This window comes from Photobacterium sp. (assembly GCF_057456235.1).
Genome location: NZ_JBVCPH010000006.1, coordinates 19,236 through 37,431, shown reverse-complemented (window position 1 = coordinate 37,431; position 18,196 = coordinate 19,236). Strand labels below are relative to the sequence as shown.

Below are 18,196 nucleotides of genomic sequence, written 5' to 3'. Positions count from 1 at the left end.
AGTAGAGTTATGTGGAAGTGGTTACATCCCTATGCTAAAGCCGAAAACTGTTACCGTTTATGCGGCAAGCTGTTACCGTGGTTTTCTGTCATTGCCTTGGTATCGATTATTGTCGGTACCGTATGGGGCTTGATGTTTGCACCAACTGATTACCAGCAAGGAGATAGTTTCCGAATCATCTATTTGCACGTACCTGCGGCAATCTGGTCAATGGGCGCTTATATGTCAATGGCTATAGCGGCATTTATCGGCTTAGTCTGGCAAATCAGAATGTCAGATCTGGCGGCGGCAGCAATGGCCCCAATCGGAGCGGTCTTTACGGTGATAGCGCTATTAACTGGTGCTATCTGGGGCAAACCTATGTGGGGTGCCTGGTGGGTTTGGGATGCTCGGCTGACTTCTGAATTGATTTTGCTGTTCCTTTATCTGGGCGTCATTGCTCTTCATAGCGCATTTGACGACCAGAAAACGGCGGCCAAAGCGGCGGGTATTCTGGCGATTGTCGGGGTGATTAACCTGCCTATTATTCATTTTTCCGTCGAGTGGTGGAATACCCTGCACCAAGGGGCCACGATCACTAAATTTGATAAACCATCAATGGATGTCAGCATGCTCTGGCCACTGCTTATTAATGCCATTGGTTTTGCCTGTTTCTTTGGTGCACTGACGCTAGTGCGCCTGCGTAATGAAATCATAGCCCGTGAAAGTCATCGACCTTGGGTACGTAACTTAGTGAAGTGAGGCCAGAATGCATTTTGAATCATTGAGTGACTTTTTTGCGATGGGAGGGTATGCACCTTATGTATGGAGTGCATACGGGATTTCTTTTGCCGCAATGGTCTGGATTTTATTGACGAGCTTAAGTAAAAAGCGCCGCTTACTGGCTGATATTAAAAATAAAATGGCTCGTGAACAACGTATTGAAGCCGCGAAAAAACTGGAGAATACATTATGAACCCGAGACGTAAAAAGCGCCTGACCTTAGTACTGGCGCTGGTTTTTGGCCTCGGCTCAACCGTAGGTTTGATGCTGTATGCGTTGAATCAGAATATGGACTTGTTTTACACCCCAACCGAACTGGTACAAGGCAAGCCTGACGGAACCAAGCCTCATGTTGGCCAGCGTTTGCGTATCGGCGGCATGGTGGTAACGGGATCGGTTAAGCGTGATCCCCAGTCATTGGTAGTGAGTTTCGACGTGGCCGATGTCGGTCCGGCAGTGACGGTTACATATAATGGTATTCTCCCCGATCTGTTCCGTGAAGGACAGGGCATCGTGGCACAAGGTGTACTGCTTAACCCGACAACGATTGAAGCGCATGAAGTATTAGCCAAACACGATGAAGAGTATATGCCTCCTGAAGTCGCGGCAGCGATGGAGAAAACGCATGCGCCTCTTGAATACACGGATGTACAAAAACAAGGTAGTGTTCAATGATTGCTGAATTAGGGCACTTTGCCCTCATTGCTGCGCTTGGCCTCTCGGTTTTAGCCAGTATCTATCCGCTGTACGGTGCCTCTGTCGGCAACCAGTCATTGATGCGTATGGCTCGGCCGTTGTCATACGGCGTGTTTGGCATGTTGACGCTCTCTTTTATTGCATTGTGCTGGGCATTCTATACCAATGACTTTACCGTGAGTTACGTTGCCAGTAACTCCAACAGTTTACTGCCATGGTATTACCGTATCACCGCGGTCTGGGGAGCGCATGAGGGCTCGTTGCTGTTGTGGGTGTTAATCCAGGCTGGATGGGCAGCGGCTGTTGCGAAGTTTAGCCGTGATATGCCACTAGAATCGGTGTCCCGTGTATTGGCGGTAATGGGCATGATATCGGTCGGCTTCCTGCTGTTTATTATTGTAACCTCCAACCCGTTCCTGCGTACTTTGCCTTATTTTCCTATTGATGGGCGTGATCTTAACCCGTTGTTGCAAGACCCGGGTCTGATTATCCACCCGCCTATGCTGTATATGGGCTATGTGGGTTTCTCGGTAGCCTTTGCCTTTGCGATTGCCTCACTGATGACGGGGCGTCTTGATACGGCATGGGCTCGCTGGTCTCGCCCGTGGACAATTGCAGCCTGGTCATTCCTGACGCTGGGTATTGCGCTGGGCTCATGGTGGGCATACTACGAACTCGGCTGGGGCGGTTGGTGGTTTTGGGATCCCGTCGAAAACGCCTCTTTCATGCCTTGGCTGGCGGGTACAGCTCTGATGCACTCGTTAGCGGTGACGGAGAAGCGCGGTACCTTTAAAGCGTGGACGGTACTACTGGCGATTTCTGCTTTTTCTTTAAGCCTGCTGGGTACTTTCCTGGTGCGTTCCGGTGTTTTAGTCTCGGTTCACGCCTTCGCATCTGATCCTGCTCGCGGTATGTTTATTCTCGGCTTTTTGATCGTGGTGATTGGCGGCTCGTTGCTGTTATACGCTTTGCGAGGCGGTCAAATCCGTTCGCGTGGCAGCTACACCCTGTTCTCGCGAGAGAACCTGTTGCTGGCGAATAACCTGTTATTAGTCGCAGGGTTATTGGTTGTACTGATTGGTACGCTATTGCCGCTGATCCATAAACAGATCGGCCTGGGTTCAGTCTCGATTGGTGTTCCATTCTTTAATATGCTGTTTACCTGGCTGATGATCCCGTTTGCTTTTATTCTGGGTATTGGTCCACTGGTGCGTTGGAAGCGTGATCAGGTCTCTAATGTCAGCAAGCAAATGCTGATATCCGCCGTGGTAACCCTGCCGTTTGCATTTATTTCTCTGCTGGTGTTTTCCGATACGCTTGAGCCAATGGCGGTTCTTGGTCTGGTGATGGCAACCTGGATCATCGTGATGCACGGTTTTGAGCTTTACCAGCGTGCGACTCACCGCCACAGTTTCATTACTGGGTTGGGTAAACTTGGCCGTAGTCACTGGGCAATGATGCTGGGTCATATCGGTATGGCGGTATCTGTTATCGGTATTACGCTGGTGTCCAACTACGATCTTGAGCGTGATGTGCGCCTGGCACCGGGGGAGACAGTCCAGGTGCAGGGTTATGACTTTACGTTTGACGGTCTGCGCAATGCCGATGGCGCTAACTATGATGGCTATATTGCCGATTTCAACATCACTCAAAACGGCAAGTCCGTGACCACCCTGCATGCGGAAAAACGGTTTTACAGCACGGCAGGCTCGATGATGACAGAAGCGGCTATCGATAGCGGTGTAACCCGTGATCTGTATGTCGCATTGGGTGAGAAGCTAGGTGATGGCGCCTGGGCCGTGCGTATATACTACAAACCATTTGTTAACTGGATTTGGTTCGGTTCTGCGTTAATGGCATTAGGTGGTGCATTCGCGATCAGTGATAAACGTTACCGCTTCCGGAAAAAAACGAAAGCGGGCACAGTGACAGCAGCTGAAAAGGCAGAGGTGAACTGATGAATAAGAAGTTGTTATTTATACCGCTAGTCCTGTTTCTTGGGCTTGCGGTTGTCTTTATGATCCAGTTGACCCGCAATGCCGACGGCGATGATCCCACCAAGCTGGAGTCGGTGTTGGTCGGCAAACCGGTTCCGGAATTTAAGCTTGAAGATCTGGTTGAAGCGGGCAAGGTCTATCAGCAGGATATCTTTATTGGCGAGCCTTTGCTGCTGAACGTTTGGGCGACCTGGTGCCCGACTTGTTATGCAGAGCATACTTACCTTAATGAGTTAGCGGGCAAAGGGGTAAAAATCATTGGTCTTAACTATAAAGATGAACGCCTGAAAGCTGTCAACTGGTTAAATGAACTGGGTAACCCATATATCCATAGCCTGTTTGATGGTAACGGTATGCTGGGCATGGATCTGGGGGTTTATGGTGCGCCAGAAACATTTCTGATTGATGCTAAAGGTATTGTTCGTTATCGCCATGTCGGTGATGTGAATGAGCGTAACTGGTCAGGCACATTAGCGCCTATGTATAAAGCGCTGCAAGAGGAGGCGAAAGGATGATGAAACGTTTATTTGCCCTGCTTGCCGGTGTGGGGTTTATCGTTGCGGCAGCGATGCCGGCATCAGCGGCGATTGATGTTTATGAGTTTAAGAATGTTGAACAGGAACAGGCTTTTCAGGAGCTGACGGCGACATTGCGCTGTCCAAAGTGTCAGAACAATACCATCGCCGACTCCAATGCCACCCTGGCACAAGATATGCGTCAGAAAACTTTCGAGTTGTTGAGCGAAGGTAAGAGTCAGCAAGATGTGATTGACTACATGGTTGCGCGTTACGGCAACTTTGTAACCTATGATCCACCATTCATGGCATCGACGCTGATCCTGTGGCTTGGCCCAGTTCTGTTCATTATCATCGGATTTACCATCTTGGTTATGCGTTCACGTAAAACGGATGACGCGAAAGGCAAGGTTAGCTTGGAAGCTGAAGAAGAGCAGCGTTTACAAGCGCTATTAGAAGAGATAGAACAACAAAATCCGAATAAAAACGGTAAGGTGAAATGATGACGCTGTTTTGGATACTAACGGTCATTTTGGTTCTGATAGCCGCTGTCATTTTTGTTGCCCCTATGTACGTTGGGAAAGAGCAGGATGACGTTGCAAGCCGTGATGAGCTGAATAAAGCATTCTTTAAAGATCGCATTAACGAATTGAACGAAGAAGACAGCGAAGGCTTGGTCGATAACCCGCAAGAGTTGGTTGTGGAGCTGCAACAGTCACTATTGGATGATGTTCCTGCCAGCTCGAAGCAGCAAGCTGTAGCGGTGAGCCCGTTAATGCTCTTTCCGGGATTAATTCTGCTGGTCGGTATCTGCTATGGCATGTATTTCGCTGTTGGCAATATCAATAAGGTGGAAAGCTGGCAGCAGACGGCTTCACGCTTGCCAGAACTGTCAAAACGGTTGATGGATGAACAGGGCACAGTACCACTAACCGATGAGGAAATGGTGGATCTGACTCTGGCACTGCGTACCCGGCTGCATAACAACCCGGATGATGCTATGGGGTGGTTATTGCTGGGACGTATCGGTATGGCTAACCGTGATGCTGAAACGTCGCAGGGCGCGATGAAGCGGGCTTATGCTCTTGCACCTGACGATCTGGAGATTCAGCTAGGCTATGCCCAGACGCTGATGTTGATCGGCGATCCGGGACAAAGTGATTATGCCCGTCAGTTATTACGTTCAGTGATTAAGCGCGATCACAGCAATATCCGTGCGCTGTCTTTGCTGGCATTTGATGCGTTTGAAGCCGGAAACTATCAGCAGGCGGTTTCGTACTGGACCATGATGAAAAATCTGATTGGTGAAGATGATCCGCGTGCCAATATGTTAAACCGCAGTATTGAGCGTGCTCAATCGCGCTTAGGTAACGCGGTCAATACTGCAACCAGCGTAACGGTGAAAGTAAATTTGGATCCGAGCGTTTCATTACCAGCGCAGGGGCTAGTGATTATTTCGGTGCACCCCGCCGACGGATCTCCAATGCCTGTGGCAGCCCGCCGGCTTTCGTTGTCTAGCCAGTTTCCGTTGACCGTGACGTTAGACGACAACGACAGCATGATCCCTGAGCGTAAGTTATCGTCATTGCCATCGATGATAGTGAAAGCTCGGATTGATGCCGATGGCAATGTCATGACCAAGCAAGGTGATTGGTACGGCCAGAGCGGTGAAACACAATTAGGCGGTTCAACAATTGTGACAATCAATAAACAATATTAATCACAACACTGGCACAAATGAAGCAGGCTGGATATCATGTCCCGTCTGCTTTTTTATTGGATGTGAATAACCCCTTGAATAAGAGTATTATTTTTTCTGTTTTTCTGCTGATCACCCTGGCTGGCTGTGCTGGGTCTCCTGAGGATCCGAAAGCAGAAACGGATACTACAAACGTAGCGGATTATATCGAGCTGGAGGAGTCTGGCTCATATGGCGATGTCTATGACCCGTTAGAAGGCTTTAACCGCGCAATGTGGGATCTGAACTATAACTATCTCGACCCGTACATCGCGCGACCTGTTTCACTGGCTTATGTGGATTATGCGCCTGGTCCTCTGCGTACCGGGCTTTCTAATTTTTTTGCGAACTTAGATGAACCCGCCAGTATGGTGAACAGTATTATCATGCAAAATCCGAGGGATGCTGTTACCCACTTTAACCGCTTCTGGATTAATACGGTGTTTGGTCTTGCGGGTGTTATCGATATTGCGACAGCAGCTGATATTACGGCACCTCGCAGTCGCGCTTTCGGTGATTCCCTTGGTTATTATGGTGTCGGTAACGGCCCTTATTTCATGGTGCCTTTCTACGGGCCGGTCACCTTACGTGAAGGGGTCGGTGATACAGCTGATGGCCTTTATTTTCCACTGAACTTACTCACATTCTGGCAAAGCTTAGGTAAGTGGGCGATTGAAGGGATGGAAGATCGTGCAGCATTGGTATCTCAGGAATCTATATTGAGAGACTCGCCTGATCCGTATGTGTTCACTCGTGATGCTTATATTCAGCATAAAAACTTCAAAGCCAGTGATGGCGAAGTCTCTGAACAAAAGCCTGTCAATGAAGAGTATCTTGATGACTTCTTAGATGAAGTTGATAATTATTAAAAATTAAAACTAGAGTCGCTGTTATAAGCGGCTCTCTTTTTAATTATCGAGGGATGAGAATCGAGAAACTCGTTTCTCATCCCTCGCGACTATTTTAGAACCGGTAGCTGGCCTGAACGCCGACCAGCCAGATGTCGCCGGTGGTTTCACCTTCGAATGTTGAAAGAACATTACCATTGGCATCTTTTAATTGTTCATTCATCGCAGCATCTTTGGCAAAAATATAGGCCAAGCCCGCATCCAGAGTCAGGTTTTCAGACCATGTATAGCCCGCCCCTAGGCTCAGCCATAGGCGATCGGTCTCAGGAATCGTCTGAGTACGGTGTTTCTCACTGACGGCCGACGTATCGTAGGCAACACCGCTACGCAGAGCCAGCGTATCGGTGTACTGGTAAGTTGTACCAACGGCAAGGCGGTAGTTATCTTCCCAATTTTCTTCTTTAATCAAATCTGGCTTAGAAGAAAATGCGGGAATATTAGCTTCCAGTTTTTCGAAGCTGCTCCAGTCGGTCCAGTTAAAGCTGGCGTGTACAGCGACTTTATCAGTCAGCTGGTGAAAGCTGGAGATTTCAGCGGTTGCCGGTAATGTCAGATCCATACTCCCAGGCAGGGTTTTGTTGCCGTAAAGGAGACCTGAAGCCTCACCGTCTAAGGTCAGATCAACAGCTGAACGGTAGTTTACCCCAATGCGGTTATACTCATTGATCTGCCAGGCAGTACCCAGCTGCCAGCCCCATGAGGTATCATCTCCTTCCATGTATTTAATGTCAGTTCCTGCCGGTATTAAGCCTGCCTGTTCTGTTAGGGACGAACCTGCAGCACCAAAATGCCCTTCGCCGATCACATAGCGAACGCCACCACCGATGCTGAATTGGTCATTGATTTTGTACGCCACATTGGGATTGATTTCCACCGATTTTACCATCGCCTGGTTACCAAACTGAGTCGCCTGGTAGTCGCCGTCGAGCTTGGTTTCCATACCGTAGTTAGTCGCGAGTGCCAGGCCGACGACCCACTGGTTGTTTAGCTGGTGCGATAGGTAGAAATTAGGGATCACGGCAGAACCGGCAATATCTGTTGCTTCGGTAGATTTAACACCATTTACTTTACCTTCAACATCAATGTTCGGGTCAACGTAAATAGCACCGATAGACAGTTGTGTTCCTTCCAAATAGGTCATCATCGCCGGGTTGCGGAATTGTACGCCAGCATTGTCGGCCATTGCCGCTTCACCTGCGAAAGCACGGCCCAGACCAGTTGCTGAATATTCTGCCAGCTGGAAACCTGCTGCAGTGGCATTAGCGCTCATCCCAAGTGTTAACGCTAACGCTAAGGCTAATGTGATTTTATTTTTATTCATGGTTATGTCTGTTCGCTGAAATACTAATAGGTGGATCATACGCTTTAGAGCAATTTCTTTAAGTTTTTCTTGGATTTTAATTCTGTTTTAGTGTTTTATGCTGATTGTTTTCTTCTTATAGGTTTAATAAGTGGTAATTTTTGTTCTGATTATTCTGGTCAGATCTGTTTTCAGCGTACAGTTGTGTCTGAATTGGAGGGTTTCAGCGATCATGTGTTCACTGAAAAAAGGTGATAATGAGGTTTTGCCTAAAATGAAATGCTTTGGGTATCAAGTGAATAAAAGCGATTAAAGCGTCAATCAACAAAAAGGGAGCCAGAGGCTCCCTTAATTACATCGCTAGCAATTGTTCGCTGAAATTAGAACGAACGGCTGTACTGAATACCGTATAACCAGGCGTTAGCGCGGGTTGTTGCAGTTACGCTACTTGCTTCAATGAAGGCAGGACCTTGACCCTGATTTGGAACCATTGTACTTTCACTTGCGTTAATATCTTTACCTACGAGATAAGTAATACCAAAGTCAATATTGGACTTCGCATCTAGGTGGTAAGTAAAGCCGCTTGAGAACCATTGGCGATCTGAATCCGGCACGGAAATTGATGTTTTTTCATCTTGAGCACTGGTGTCATACATATAACCGGCACGCAGGGTCCAGTCGTTGTTCAGGTAGTAAGTACCACCCAGTGCATAGTGCCAGCCGTCCTTCCACTCATAGGAATTCAACTCTTTGCCACCGGTTGTTTCCAGCTTGTCAAATGCACTCCAGCCAATCCACTGTACGCTGTAGTGTACTGCAAACGTGTCATTCAGTTTGTGGAAGCCTGAGAATTCAGCCATGTCAGGTAGTGGCATCAGTAGTTTTTCGTTGCTGATATCACCGCCGCCTGGCTGATAGTACATATCACCTTCAGCTTCCAATTCTGGGCTATAGCGATAAGACAGGCCAAAGCGGTTGTCTTCATTAAGCTCATAAACGGTACCGATATTCCAACCGAAAGCAACACCATCAGCATCAACATCTAGAAGGGGACCGTCACCAGGTAGAGCGGCTTCGAGAGCTTTGTCAGAACGTTTTAGTTTGCCTGCACCGTAGATAACATCTAAGCCACCACCGACGCTCCATTGCTGATCGATGCGGTAAGAGGCACTTAGCGCAAAGTTAACGCTTTTAACGTCAGTCATGCCACCGTATTCATTTGCAGCATAGTCATCGCTAAATTCAGTCTTGGTACCGAAATTTGAGTAGATCCCCGCACCTACCGTCCACTTTTCATTGATAGGGTGGATGTAATAGATGTTAGGAGCATAGGAGATGTCACCGACTGACTGATCGTTGATAGAACCGGACTGTTGTGAGATTGCATTGGTGTAGCTTGCATTCTTCACGCTAATATCAGTATCAATCGCATTGATACCCAGCGAGATCGCTGGTGCATCGAAAAGGGACATTGCAGCCGCGTTACGCGACATCGCAGAGGCGTTATCAGCGATAACGGCATCACCTGCAAAAGCACGGCCCAGACCTGTCGCCGATTGTGCATTTAACTGAAAACCTGCAGCAAGGGCTTGCTGAGATGCTGCAAGAGTAATTGCCGCAGCAATCAGTGATTGTGTAAACAGACGCTTCTTATTCATATTTATTATTATTCCTAATTTTTTCGTGCATAAGTGCCTGTCTATGTTGACAGATCGCGGAAGATTGTAGGTCTGTAACTTGATCTATCAAATCTGACCAGTTGTTATTTCGTTGATTGTTATTGTGAAATGAACAGTTTCGCGATCGAGTGTATAGAATTCAAAGTACACGGCGGAGTAATGAAATCTCAAGTATCCAGCAGGGGTATTACAAGAAGAGCTATATCTTTCAATAGCATAAAAAAGCCATTATCATTAGCTCTGATAATGGCTTTTGGCTGTGGCTTTCAAGCGGTTAAATTTTCCAGCGCATCTCTGATTTTATCGTGTTGGCAATCGGCGTGATGTCCTGACCTTTTTCGCCAACCACAATTAAGCTGGTATGCTGAAGCGGTAAGACAACCCCTTCCATTCGGCTGTCGTTAAAGTGTAAAGTGGTTGTGCTTGTTTCTGGCACCACAAAAACTGTCACCTTGCCTTTTTCAGTCTCCATAACCATATGCAGCGCACTCTGATCGCCGAAACCACAGTGATTAACATAGTACACATGGCCTGGCAGGTCGGTCAGGTTGGTTCCAAAAGGTTGCAACTTGGCATTAACTTGTCTGAGGCTAACCGATTCATTTACCCCCTCAATAAAAGAGGCTTCATTATGTATATGTTGCAAGGCGATCTGTCCCATCCCGGTAACTTCAGCCGGCAGCAGTCTCTGGGGATTGAATTGACCCAATAATATCCCAAAAACAAAAGCGACAGACGCAGCAATAGCCAAGTGGAAGCGGGCTTTATTCGGTTTGTCGTGAGATTGTCCCGATTGATGAAATAAAATGCGATCGGCAAGATCATCCGGTACATCCACTTTAAGGATATTGTCGATTTGTACATCTAATTGCTTTAATTCATCAGCTAACTTTCGGTTGTTCACTGAAGAATTTCTGGCCGTTGCCATATCTGGGCTGTTGTCGTTAGGATCAGACAGGATACGGCGACGGAATTCAAGATCGTCCATTTTGTTGACCCCTCCGCTCGGACTGTTTTTCGATTTGATCTTTTAGCTGATTTCTGGCGCGGAATAAGCGCGTCATTACAGTATTGCGGTTTAACCCCAATATCTCCGCTATCTCATCGCCATTAAAGCCTGACATGACCTGTAACACTAAAGGTTCTCGGTACTCAGGGGCTAATTTCATGATTTGGCGGCGCAGCAGTTGCTGTTCAATATCCCTTTCCGTTCCCTGATGGTGGGTATCGGCAATAGGATGGTCGTCAATATTGACTAAGTCCAGCTGCTTGCGTTCGAAGCGACGCGCATTCTCCCGGCGTAATATAGTGATCAGCCATGATTTTGCTGCCTTGTCATCCTGCAAGCTATCAAGGGATCGCCAGGCGCGCAAACAGGTTTCCTGTACAAGATCCTCGGCGATATGAGGGTCATGACATAACCAATAGGCGTAGCGGTATAAATCTCGATGCCATGCCCTGACAAGGGCTTCATATCGTCTTTGCTTATTCATATCAACAGAGACCGAGGCATCTGACTTTTTCTTGCGAAAAAATTGCTTAATCATAAATTTGCCCGTCAATAGGGTGTTTGACCCATAAAATGGTAACCGCGGCACCGATTTTTTCGTTAGTTTTTTCAGCGATGGTGCGAATAATTAGATAATCAGCCCTAAAATTGATCTGGTTCAAATTGTGTCTTGGTCGGGAAGCTATAGTAGTGACTGTCATCTGGTAGTGGTCAGAGAGAGCAAGTTCTGAGGATCAGACATTGTTTTCAAAAATTACTATCTGTTGAGCAAGATGACAACTTCCTTTGAAGGCTGACTTTACTTTCTCCTATCAGGTTTATCCTGATTTGCAATTGGCTTTATGTTAATTGACTTACAATCTTTACGTAGATGGCTTATTTCTTTGGTAAATAGCTTTCCGCGTAAATTACAACCATACCCCATAGGTATGGTTTTTTTTTATCTAAAGCAAAGTATAGCGCTTCTAATCTTTCGTTTTTGCAACATTCTCGCCTCTGCTCGCTCTTTTCTGTTCTTTTCCACAAAAATGAAACATTTATTTGAAATGTATAACAGCTCAATTACAATTATTGTGGTCTGACCTCTGGCGCACATCTCTGTGCCCTATAACCTAACAATAAGGAGTAGCGATGACACGTCTCCAGGATCTCACCACCCGTCAAGGTGAGCGCATCGCCATTGTAAGTGGATTACGTACCCCGTTTGCTCGTCAAGCCACCGCCTTCAATGGTGTGCCGGCTCTGGATATGGGGAAAATGGTGGTCAATGAAATGCTTCAAGAGCTTGATTTTGACCCGGCATTAATTGAACAGGTTGTATTTGGCCAAGTGGTACAAATGCCTGAAGCCCCTAATATTGCACGTGAAATTGTTCTGGGTACAGGCATGAATATCGGCACGGATGCCTACAGCGTCTCCCGGGCCTGTGCGACCAGTTTTCAAGCGGCAGCCAATATCGCGGAAAGCATCCTATCAGGTACCATCGATATTGGTATTGCTGGCGGGGCAGACTCTTCTTCTGTGTTGCCTATCGGCGTATCTAAACAGTTAGCGGCTACCTTGCTGGCGTTAAGCAAAGCACGCACCATAGGGAAGCGTTTAAAACTACTCAGTCATTTGAAGGTAAAAGATCTGATGCCGGTGCCCCCGGCGGTTGCTGAGTATTCAACGGGGATTAGCATGGGCCAAACTGCCGAGCAGATGGCTAAAACGTATGGGATCAGCCGTCAAGAGCAAGATGCACTGGCACACCGTTCTCATACCCTGGCCGCAAAAGCCTGGAACGATGGCCTGATACGCGATGAAGTGATGACGGCTTTCCCTGAACCGTATCGTCAGTGGATTGATAAAGATAATAATATTCGTGAAGAATCAACGCTTGAATCCTATGCCAAACTCCGTCCGGCTTTTGACCGCAAATTCGGTTCGGTAACGGCCGCGAACAGTACGCCATTGACCGATGGCGCCGCCGCGATTTTATTGATGCGTGAAGGCCGGGCCAAAGAACTTGGATTGACGCCGCTGGGCTATATCCGCTCTTATGCATTTTCTGCCATTGGCGTGGAAAAAGACATGTTGATGGGGCCATCATATGCGACTCCGATAGCGCTGGATCGTGCCGGGATCACGCTGGCAGATCTTACCCTGATTGATATGCACGAAGCGTTTGCGGCTCAAACGCTGGCCAATGTGAAAATGTTTGGTTCGCAGAAATTTGCTGAAGAGAAATTAGGACGCCGGCAGGCTATCGGTGAGATTGATATGGATAAGTTCAATGTCCTTGGCGGCTCTCTGGCTTACGGTCACCCGTTTGCCGCAACGGGTGCAAGGATGATCACCCAAACCCTGCGTGAGTTGCAGCGTCGGGGGGGCGGTTTGGCACTCAATACGGCCTGTGCCGCAGGTGGACTGGGCGCAGCAATGATCTTGGAGGCAGAATAATGACACAGTATGAATCTTCAAATGAACGACCTTCTGCATTTTCATTGTCATACAGTGACAATGGTGTCGCCTGGCTCAAGATTGATGTGCCTGACGAGAAGATGAACACCTTGCAGTCAGCGTTTGCAGACCAGGTCTCTGACGTGCTGGCTGAGCTGAACACCAAGAAAGATATCAAAGGCATGGTGGTGTATTCCGGCAAACCGGATAACTTTATCGCCGGTGCCGATATTCGGATGCTTGATGCCTGTACGACGGCTGAAGAGGCCCAGCAACTCGCAGCGAAAGGGCAGGAGCTGTTTGCGCAGTTAGAATCGCTGCCGTTCCATGTGGTTGCGGCAATTCATGGTCCGTGTCTGGGGGGAGGGCTTGAGCTGGCACTGGCCTGTCATAGCCGCGTCTGCAGTGATGATGACAAGACCCGATTGGGCCTGCCTGAAGTCCAGCTGGGTTTGCTGCCCGGCTCAGGAGGAACCCAGCGTTTGCCTCGCCTGATTGGAGTGGCTAACGCGCTGGATATGATCCTGACCGGTAAGCAGCTTCGGGCAAAAAAGGCGAAGAAGCTTGGGGTGGCTGATGAAGTCGTACCGCAGAGCATTCTGCTTGAGGTCGCGGAGAAGCAAGCTTTAGCCGAGAAGCCAAAGCGTAAGCATTCGTTTCAGGACTGGGCGATGGGGGGCAATGCGTTAGGCCGCTCTGTTGTTTTTGATCAGGCCGCGAAAAAGACCCATGAAAAAACCCGCGGCAATTATCCTGCCGCTGACGCTATCCTGGCGGTTATCAAATATGGCTTACAGCATGGCGTGAAAAAAGGGCTGCAACAAGAAGCCAAGCGTTTTGGCGAGCTGGTAATGACACCGGAGTCGGCGGCATTACGGAGTATTTTCTTTGCCACGACAGCGATGAAAAAAGAAACAGGCTCAGCAGCCAGACCGGCAGCAATCAGCAAGGTCGGGGTGTTGGGCGGTGGCTTGATGGGCGGTGGGATAAGCCACGTCACGGCAACCAAGGCCGGTTACCCGGTACGGATCAAAGATATCGCCAACGATGGTATTCAGAATGCACTGGCCTATAACTTCAAGTTACTGGATAAAAAGTGCAAACGTCGAATTATCAGCAAGGCTGAACTGCAAAGCCAGATGATGAAAATTACCGGTGGAACCAGTTTTAAAGGTTTTGCTAATGTAGATATTGTGATCGAAGCGGTATTTGAAGATCTGGATCTGAAGCATCAAATGGTGCGGGATGTTGAGCAAGAAACCTCGCCAACCACCATTTTTGCGACCAATACGTCATCACTGCCGATCCACCAGATAGCCTCTGCGGCAGAGCGTCCTGAAAATGTGGTCGGCTTACATTACTTTAGCCCGGTAGAAAAAATGCCGTTGGTCGAGGTGATCCCACATCTGGGGACTGAAACGGGAGCTGCGACATCGGCAGAAACTATCGCAACGGTGGTGGCGCTGGCGAAAAAACAGGGCAAGACCCCGATTGTTGTCGCCGATAAAGCGGGTTTCTACGTTAACCGTATTCTGGCGCCTTATATGAATGAGGCGGCATCGGTTTTATTGAGCGGCGAGCCGATTGAACATATCGATAGTGCGTTGCTGGACTTTGGCTTCCCGGTCGGCCCTATCACCTTGTTAGATGAGGTCGGGGTGGATATTGGTGCTAAGATCAGTCCTATTCTGCTGGCTGAGCTTGGCGAACGCTTTAAAGCGCCGGATGTGTTTGACATATTGCTTAATGATGGCCGAAAAGGGCGTAAGAGCGGTAAAGGCTTCTATCTTTACAATGCGAAGCAGAGCAAGGCCAAGAAGAAAGAAGTCGATAAAACCGTGTATAAGCTGCTTTCTCTGGAGCCGCAGCAAAAGGCTGCCGGGATAGATATTGCACTGCGCTGTACGCTGATGATGCTTAATGAAGCGGCCCGTTGTCTTGATGAGGGGGTCATCCAATCACCTCGCGACGGTGACATCGGGGCCATCTTCGGGATTGGCTTCCCGCCATTCCTTGGTGGTCCGTTCCGCCATATGGATAAACTCGGCGCTAAACGGGTAGTTGAACTGCTCACAGAGCACGTTGATAAATATGGCGAGCGCTTTACGCCTTGTGAAAAGCTGGTGGCAATGGCCAACGAAGAACTCTCTTTTTACGGCTAACGCTTTTTTCAACGATCGAAGCTTGCAACAGGCATAATTTATTCCCTGCCTAGATTTAAGGCCTGCATCTGCAGGCCTTTTGCTTTAGCGCAGGAGGGGGCATTGAGGATTGGATTACCTCGCCTGTTGCTGGAATTCCATTATTGATTCAATGGGCTGGCCAATATCTAATGGCTCAAGGTTAGCATGTGCTTGGCCCTGACAGTGCATAACCAGGCGGTTGGACGTTCGGGGCTTAATGATATCGACAATAAAACGCACCATATCGACACGGCTCAGGGCGGTTAATTCTTCAACCACCTTTGCTCGCTGGTTAAATTCATTATCTTTATTGCCGATGCTCACCCAGTAGCGCTGAGCGCGGCTGCGTAAATTGGTATCCGGCTCCGAAATCTGTGCAATCAGCCCCTGTTTGCTGGCCTGCCATTGGGCTTCATTGAGCTCTAATAACACCAAGGCAAAGGCATTGGCGAAATCATCAATGGCCTCGGACAAATACTTCGGCCCGGCAACAGGCGACTGAATATAGAAGATCAACCCCGGGTGGCGGTTTAACGGCAGGTTTGCCGTGCCGACCATATAGCCCAACTGCTGCTTGGTTCGCAACTCATGGAAAAAGGTCGTCGACATCAGATGGCTGGCCAGAGTGTAAATGGCAATCTTGCGCGGGGTGGTTTGTCGCGACTGGTAATACATCAAAATAGCAGAGTCAGCATGGTTGCAGATGATTTCATGCGTTCTGGTACCTGACTGTGCCAGCCGGACCAGCGGACGCTGTGATTCACCGTAAAGCTGATCGGTTACTCTGAATGCATTTTTCAGTGTTTCAGCCAGTGCCAGCGCATCCTCTTTCAGCCAGTTGCCATAGATAAAGGTATCGATATGGAGCTCGGCGAACATTGCCTCGACAAAGGCCGGGAGTTCATCGATTTCAACCGACTCCAGCGCTTCAATCAACACCGGGTAAGGAGGGTTATTGGGTTGCAGCAGCCCGGTCAGCTCATTAAACAGCTGAGAAATCGGCTTGTCTTGCGCGGCATTACGCCAGTTTCGTAGCATCTGAGCTTTAATGTTATCAAAGCGGTCCTGATTAAATGAACGGTTGGCAAAGCGATCGAGAATTAGCTTCATCAGCAGGGGTTGTTTTTCACTGAAGCCAGAGAGCTGCAGGGTAACACCGCCCTGATGGGCATACAGGTTATACGACATGCCTGCGATTTCAGCCGGGTAAGCTTTTTCGTTGATCGACTCAAGCAACAACTCGACACATAAACGGGTTTTGACAATGTTACGCGGAGAATTGACGGCATGCGGGCTGTCAATCGCCACATAGACCACCCCTTTGGGGACCCGGAAATCATGCTCTTGCTTATACCATAAGCGGAACCCCGGCAGATCCTGGATCAGCTGCGGGGGAAGTTCAGAGCCCGGCGCCAGAGCATGGGGATCTAATTGTTCGCAAATGTAGGGGTTTTGTGGTGGCAGTAACAACTCAGGATCCAGCTTGACCTGCTGCCAGCGGGATAACTGTGCTGCAGTAAACGGTGTTACCGAATATGGGGTGTGGTACCACTGCGCGATCTTATCGTAATGTTGTCCTTGCGCGACGAGTACCAGGCGCATGTTATCGGGGCGTAGATATCCCAATAAGTCACGCAGTAACGGTTCATTATAACCGGTCATCATATAATCGCCGTAGATGACATCTTCCGGATCATAGTGGAGCAGGTTCATCACCAGATAGCTGACCGTGTCAAGCGGGCGGCTTTTTTCCTGATAGCGGAAAGCCAATTCTAAAACCGATTGTTTTTCCTTATAGCGCCATGCATCGAGGCCTTGTTGCTCGATCAGGGCGATATACTGGAAAACTGACGTCACGATGGCATCGACATCATTCAGTCCTTTGGGGGTTAAATTGAGGCTGACCGTATATTCGCGGAAATTACTGCCGTTAATGCCTCCGCCTGCCGCGAGTGTATTGATAAGCCCCCGGCCTTTGAGCAATGACATTAAGCTGCCCGGGCCTTCGTTGCCCAATAAATGTGCCAGGTACGAAAGCGGCTTTTGCTGATAAAACGCATCAACGGAAGGCAGCGAAAACGACAGCGTCAGCTTGCGCACCTCTTTAATGGGGTCGATCTGAATAAATTGAGCGCTTTCTTTTTCGGTTACCAGCGGGGCGGTAATGACAGGTTTAGCCTCGCCCGTGTTGTTAATGTGGCTGAAGTTCGTCCGGGCATAGTTTTCTAATTGGTCTAGCGATTGTGGCCCAAGCAGTACCAGGCCCATAGCGTTAGCGGAATAGTGCGTATGGTAAAAGGCCAGCAACTCTTCCCTGACAGAAAGATTGTTTCTGTCATTCAACGTGGTCAGGTCCCCCACCGAAAACTTAGTAAAGGGGTGGGCTGGATTGATGGTCTCTTTATGTACCTGATAAATACGGCGAACATCATCTTTTAATTTCATTTTATATTCAGAATCAACGGCTTGACGTTCTTTTTCGACCGCTTCTTCATTAAATAACGGCGCGGTAAAAAACTGGCCGAAACGATCCAGCCCTTCCTCGAAAGTATGCGGACTTACCTCAAAGAAGAAAGTGGTGTTTTCTGTGCCTGTCCAGGCATTATTACTGCCGCCGCTGTGATTAATGAACGTCTGGAACTCACCGATCTTCGGGTATTTTTTTGTGCCAAGAAACAGCATATGCTCAAGAAAATGGGCCATACCTTGCCGCTCGGCAGGATCATCAAAATGCCCGACTTTGACAGAAAGTGCTGCAGCAGAACGAGGTGCATCAATGTCATGCACCAGAAGTACCTTGAGCTCATTATCTAAGGTCAAATAGCGGTACTGCTTGTTATCGTTTGGACTAATGTGCACAGGAAGGGCCTACTTTCTAAGGAAATTAGGCTAAGTATGACGCTCAGAGTGCGGGCTGGCAAATCCTGGCATTATATCCCCTCAACCATTTTTGATATGAGATTCTCA

15 protein-coding genes are annotated in these 18,196 nt (G+C 48.5%); 10 read left to right on the top strand and 5 right to left on the bottom strand.

All coding sequences use genetic code 11. The annotated features are described in order from the left end of the window. Positions 1–9 precede the first annotated feature (9 nt). From AC2204_RS08375 to AC2204_RS08340, 8 genes are all read left to right on the top strand, one after another. Positions 10–741, top strand: a complete 732-nt coding sequence (locus AC2204_RS08375; RefSeq protein WP_318925068.1) for a heme ABC transporter permease — start codon at positions 10–12, stop codon at positions 739–741. Between the two features lie 7 nt (positions 742–748). After that, a complete protein-coding gene (gene ccmD, locus AC2204_RS08370; protein WP_318925067.1) occupies positions 749–955 on the top strand; it encodes a heme exporter protein CcmD in 207 nt (68 codons plus the stop codon). Next, a complete protein-coding gene (gene ccmE, locus AC2204_RS08365) occupies positions 952–1,437 on the top strand; it encodes a cytochrome c maturation protein CcmE (protein ID WP_318925066.1) in 486 nt (161 codons plus the stop codon). Before ccmD ends, ccmE begins: the two co-directional genes overlap by 4 nt. Then, a complete protein-coding gene (locus tag AC2204_RS08360) occupies positions 1,434–3,416 on the top strand; it encodes a heme lyase CcmF/NrfE family subunit (protein ID WP_318925065.1) in 1,983 nt (660 codons plus the stop codon). The genes ccmE and AC2204_RS08360 overlap by 4 nt, the downstream gene beginning before the upstream one ends. After that, positions 3,416–3,970 carry a DsbE family thiol:disulfide interchange protein gene (locus AC2204_RS08355; RefSeq protein ID WP_318925064.1) on the top strand — a complete coding sequence of 185 codons (555 nt, stop codon included), beginning with the start codon at positions 3,416–3,418 and terminating at the stop codon, positions 3,968–3,970. The genes AC2204_RS08360 and AC2204_RS08355 overlap by 1 nt, the downstream gene beginning before the upstream one ends. Then, complete coding sequence (locus AC2204_RS08350; RefSeq protein WP_318925063.1) at positions 3,967–4,473, top strand: cytochrome c-type biogenesis protein; 507 nt, start codon at positions 3,967–3,969, stop codon at positions 4,471–4,473. Before AC2204_RS08355 ends, AC2204_RS08350 begins: the two co-directional genes overlap by 4 nt. Continuing rightward, entirely contained in the window at positions 4,473–5,690 is a 1,218-nt protein-coding gene (gene ccmI, locus AC2204_RS08345) for a c-type cytochrome biogenesis protein CcmI (RefSeq protein ID WP_318925249.1), read from the top strand. The genes AC2204_RS08350 and ccmI overlap by 1 nt, the downstream gene beginning before the upstream one ends. A 74-nt stretch (positions 5,691–5,764) precedes the next feature. Further along, positions 5,765–6,577, top strand: coding sequence for an MlaA family lipoprotein (locus tag AC2204_RS08340; RefSeq protein ID WP_318925062.1), 813 nt, complete (start codon positions 5,765–5,767; stop codon positions 6,575–6,577). 94 nt (positions 6,578–6,671) lie between these two features. On the opposite strand, the gene AC2204_RS08335 is transcribed toward AC2204_RS08340, so the two are convergent. The 4 genes from AC2204_RS08335 to AC2204_RS08320 all read right to left on the bottom strand — a co-directional run bounded on the left by AC2204_RS08335 (position 6,672) and on the right by AC2204_RS08320 (position 11,142). Continuing rightward, complete coding sequence (locus tag AC2204_RS08335) at positions 6,672–7,937, bottom strand: outer membrane protein transport protein (RefSeq protein ID WP_318925061.1); 1,266 nt, start codon at positions 7,935–7,937, stop codon at positions 6,672–6,674. A gap of 359 nt (positions 7,938–8,296) precedes the next feature. After that, positions 8,297–9,574 carry an outer membrane protein transport protein gene (locus AC2204_RS08330; RefSeq protein WP_318925060.1) on the bottom strand — a complete coding sequence of 426 codons (1,278 nt, stop codon included), beginning with the start codon at positions 9,572–9,574 and terminating at the stop codon, positions 8,297–8,299. Positions 9,575–9,869: 295 nt separating this feature from the next. Beyond that, positions 9,870–10,583, bottom strand: a complete 714-nt coding sequence (locus tag AC2204_RS08325; protein ID WP_318925059.1) for a DUF3379 domain-containing protein — start codon at positions 10,581–10,583, stop codon at positions 9,870–9,872. Continuing rightward, the gene (locus AC2204_RS08320) at positions 10,570–11,142 is read right to left on the bottom strand and encodes a sigma-70 family RNA polymerase sigma factor (RefSeq protein WP_318925058.1); all 573 of its coding nucleotides are present in this window, start codon (positions 11,140–11,142) and stop codon (positions 10,570–10,572) included. Before AC2204_RS08320 ends, AC2204_RS08325 begins: the two co-directional genes overlap by 14 nt. A gap of 593 nt (positions 11,143–11,735) precedes the next feature. Here AC2204_RS08320 and fadI point away from each other — a divergent pair. Together fadI and fadJ are read left to right on the top strand one after the other, a co-directional pair. Continuing rightward, positions 11,736–13,046, top strand: coding sequence for an acetyl-CoA C-acyltransferase FadI (gene fadI, locus AC2204_RS08315; protein ID WP_318925057.1), 1,311 nt, complete (start codon positions 11,736–11,738; stop codon positions 13,044–13,046). Further along, positions 13,046–15,208, top strand: coding sequence for a fatty acid oxidation complex subunit alpha FadJ (fadJ, locus tag AC2204_RS08310; RefSeq protein ID WP_318925056.1), 2,163 nt, complete (start codon positions 13,046–13,048; stop codon positions 15,206–15,208). The genes fadI and fadJ overlap by 1 nt, the downstream gene beginning before the upstream one ends. A 114-nt stretch (positions 15,209–15,322) precedes the next feature. Here fadJ and AC2204_RS08305 read toward each other — a convergent pair whose 3' ends face one another. Then, on the bottom strand, positions 15,323–18,088 hold the full coding sequence (locus tag AC2204_RS08305) for an insulinase family protein (RefSeq protein WP_318925055.1): 2,766 nt from the start codon (positions 18,086–18,088) through the stop codon (positions 15,323–15,325). Between the last annotated feature and the right edge of the window lie 108 nt (positions 18,089–18,196).

Bases quoted from the DNA above. Each gene is read 5' to 3' on its own strand.
- AC2204_RS08325 (WP_318925059.1), bottom strand. From the start codon at position 10,583: ATGGACGATCTTGAATTCCGTCGCCGTATCCTGTCTGATCCTAACGAC.
- AC2204_RS08335 (WP_318925061.1), bottom strand. From the start codon at position 7,937: ATGAATAAAAATAAAATCACATTAGCCTTAGCGTTAGCGTTAACACTT.
- AC2204_RS08375 (WP_318925068.1), top strand. From the start codon at position 10: ATGTGGAAGTGGTTACATCCCTATGCTAAAGCCGAAAACTGTTACCGT.
- AC2204_RS08355 (WP_318925064.1), top strand. From the start codon at position 3,416: ATGAATAAGAAGTTGTTATTTATACCGCTAGTCCTGTTTCTTGGGCTT.
- AC2204_RS08320 (WP_318925058.1), bottom strand. From the start codon at position 11,142: ATGATTAAGCAATTTTTTCGCAAGAAAAAGTCAGATGCCTCGGTCTCT.
- fadI (WP_318925057.1), top strand. From the start codon at position 11,736: ATGACACGTCTCCAGGATCTCACCACCCGTCAAGGTGAGCGCATCGCC.
- ccmE (WP_318925066.1), top strand. From the start codon at position 952: ATGAACCCGAGACGTAAAAAGCGCCTGACCTTAGTACTGGCGCTGGTT.
- ccmI (WP_318925249.1), top strand. From the start codon at position 4,473: ATGACGCTGTTTTGGATACTAACGGTCATTTTGGTTCTGATAGCCGCT.
- AC2204_RS08330 (WP_318925060.1), bottom strand. From the start codon at position 9,574: ATGAATAAGAAGCGTCTGTTTACACAATCACTGATTGCTGCGGCAATT.
- ccmD (WP_318925067.1), top strand. From the start codon at position 749: ATGCATTTTGAATCATTGAGTGACTTTTTTGCGATGGGAGGGTATGCA.
- AC2204_RS08350 (WP_318925063.1), top strand. From the start codon at position 3,967: ATGATGAAACGTTTATTTGCCCTGCTTGCCGGTGTGGGGTTTATCGTT.
- AC2204_RS08360 (WP_318925065.1), top strand. From the start codon at position 1,434: ATGATTGCTGAATTAGGGCACTTTGCCCTCATTGCTGCGCTTGGCCTC.
- fadJ (WP_318925056.1), top strand. From the start codon at position 13,046: ATGACACAGTATGAATCTTCAAATGAACGACCTTCTGCATTTTCATTG.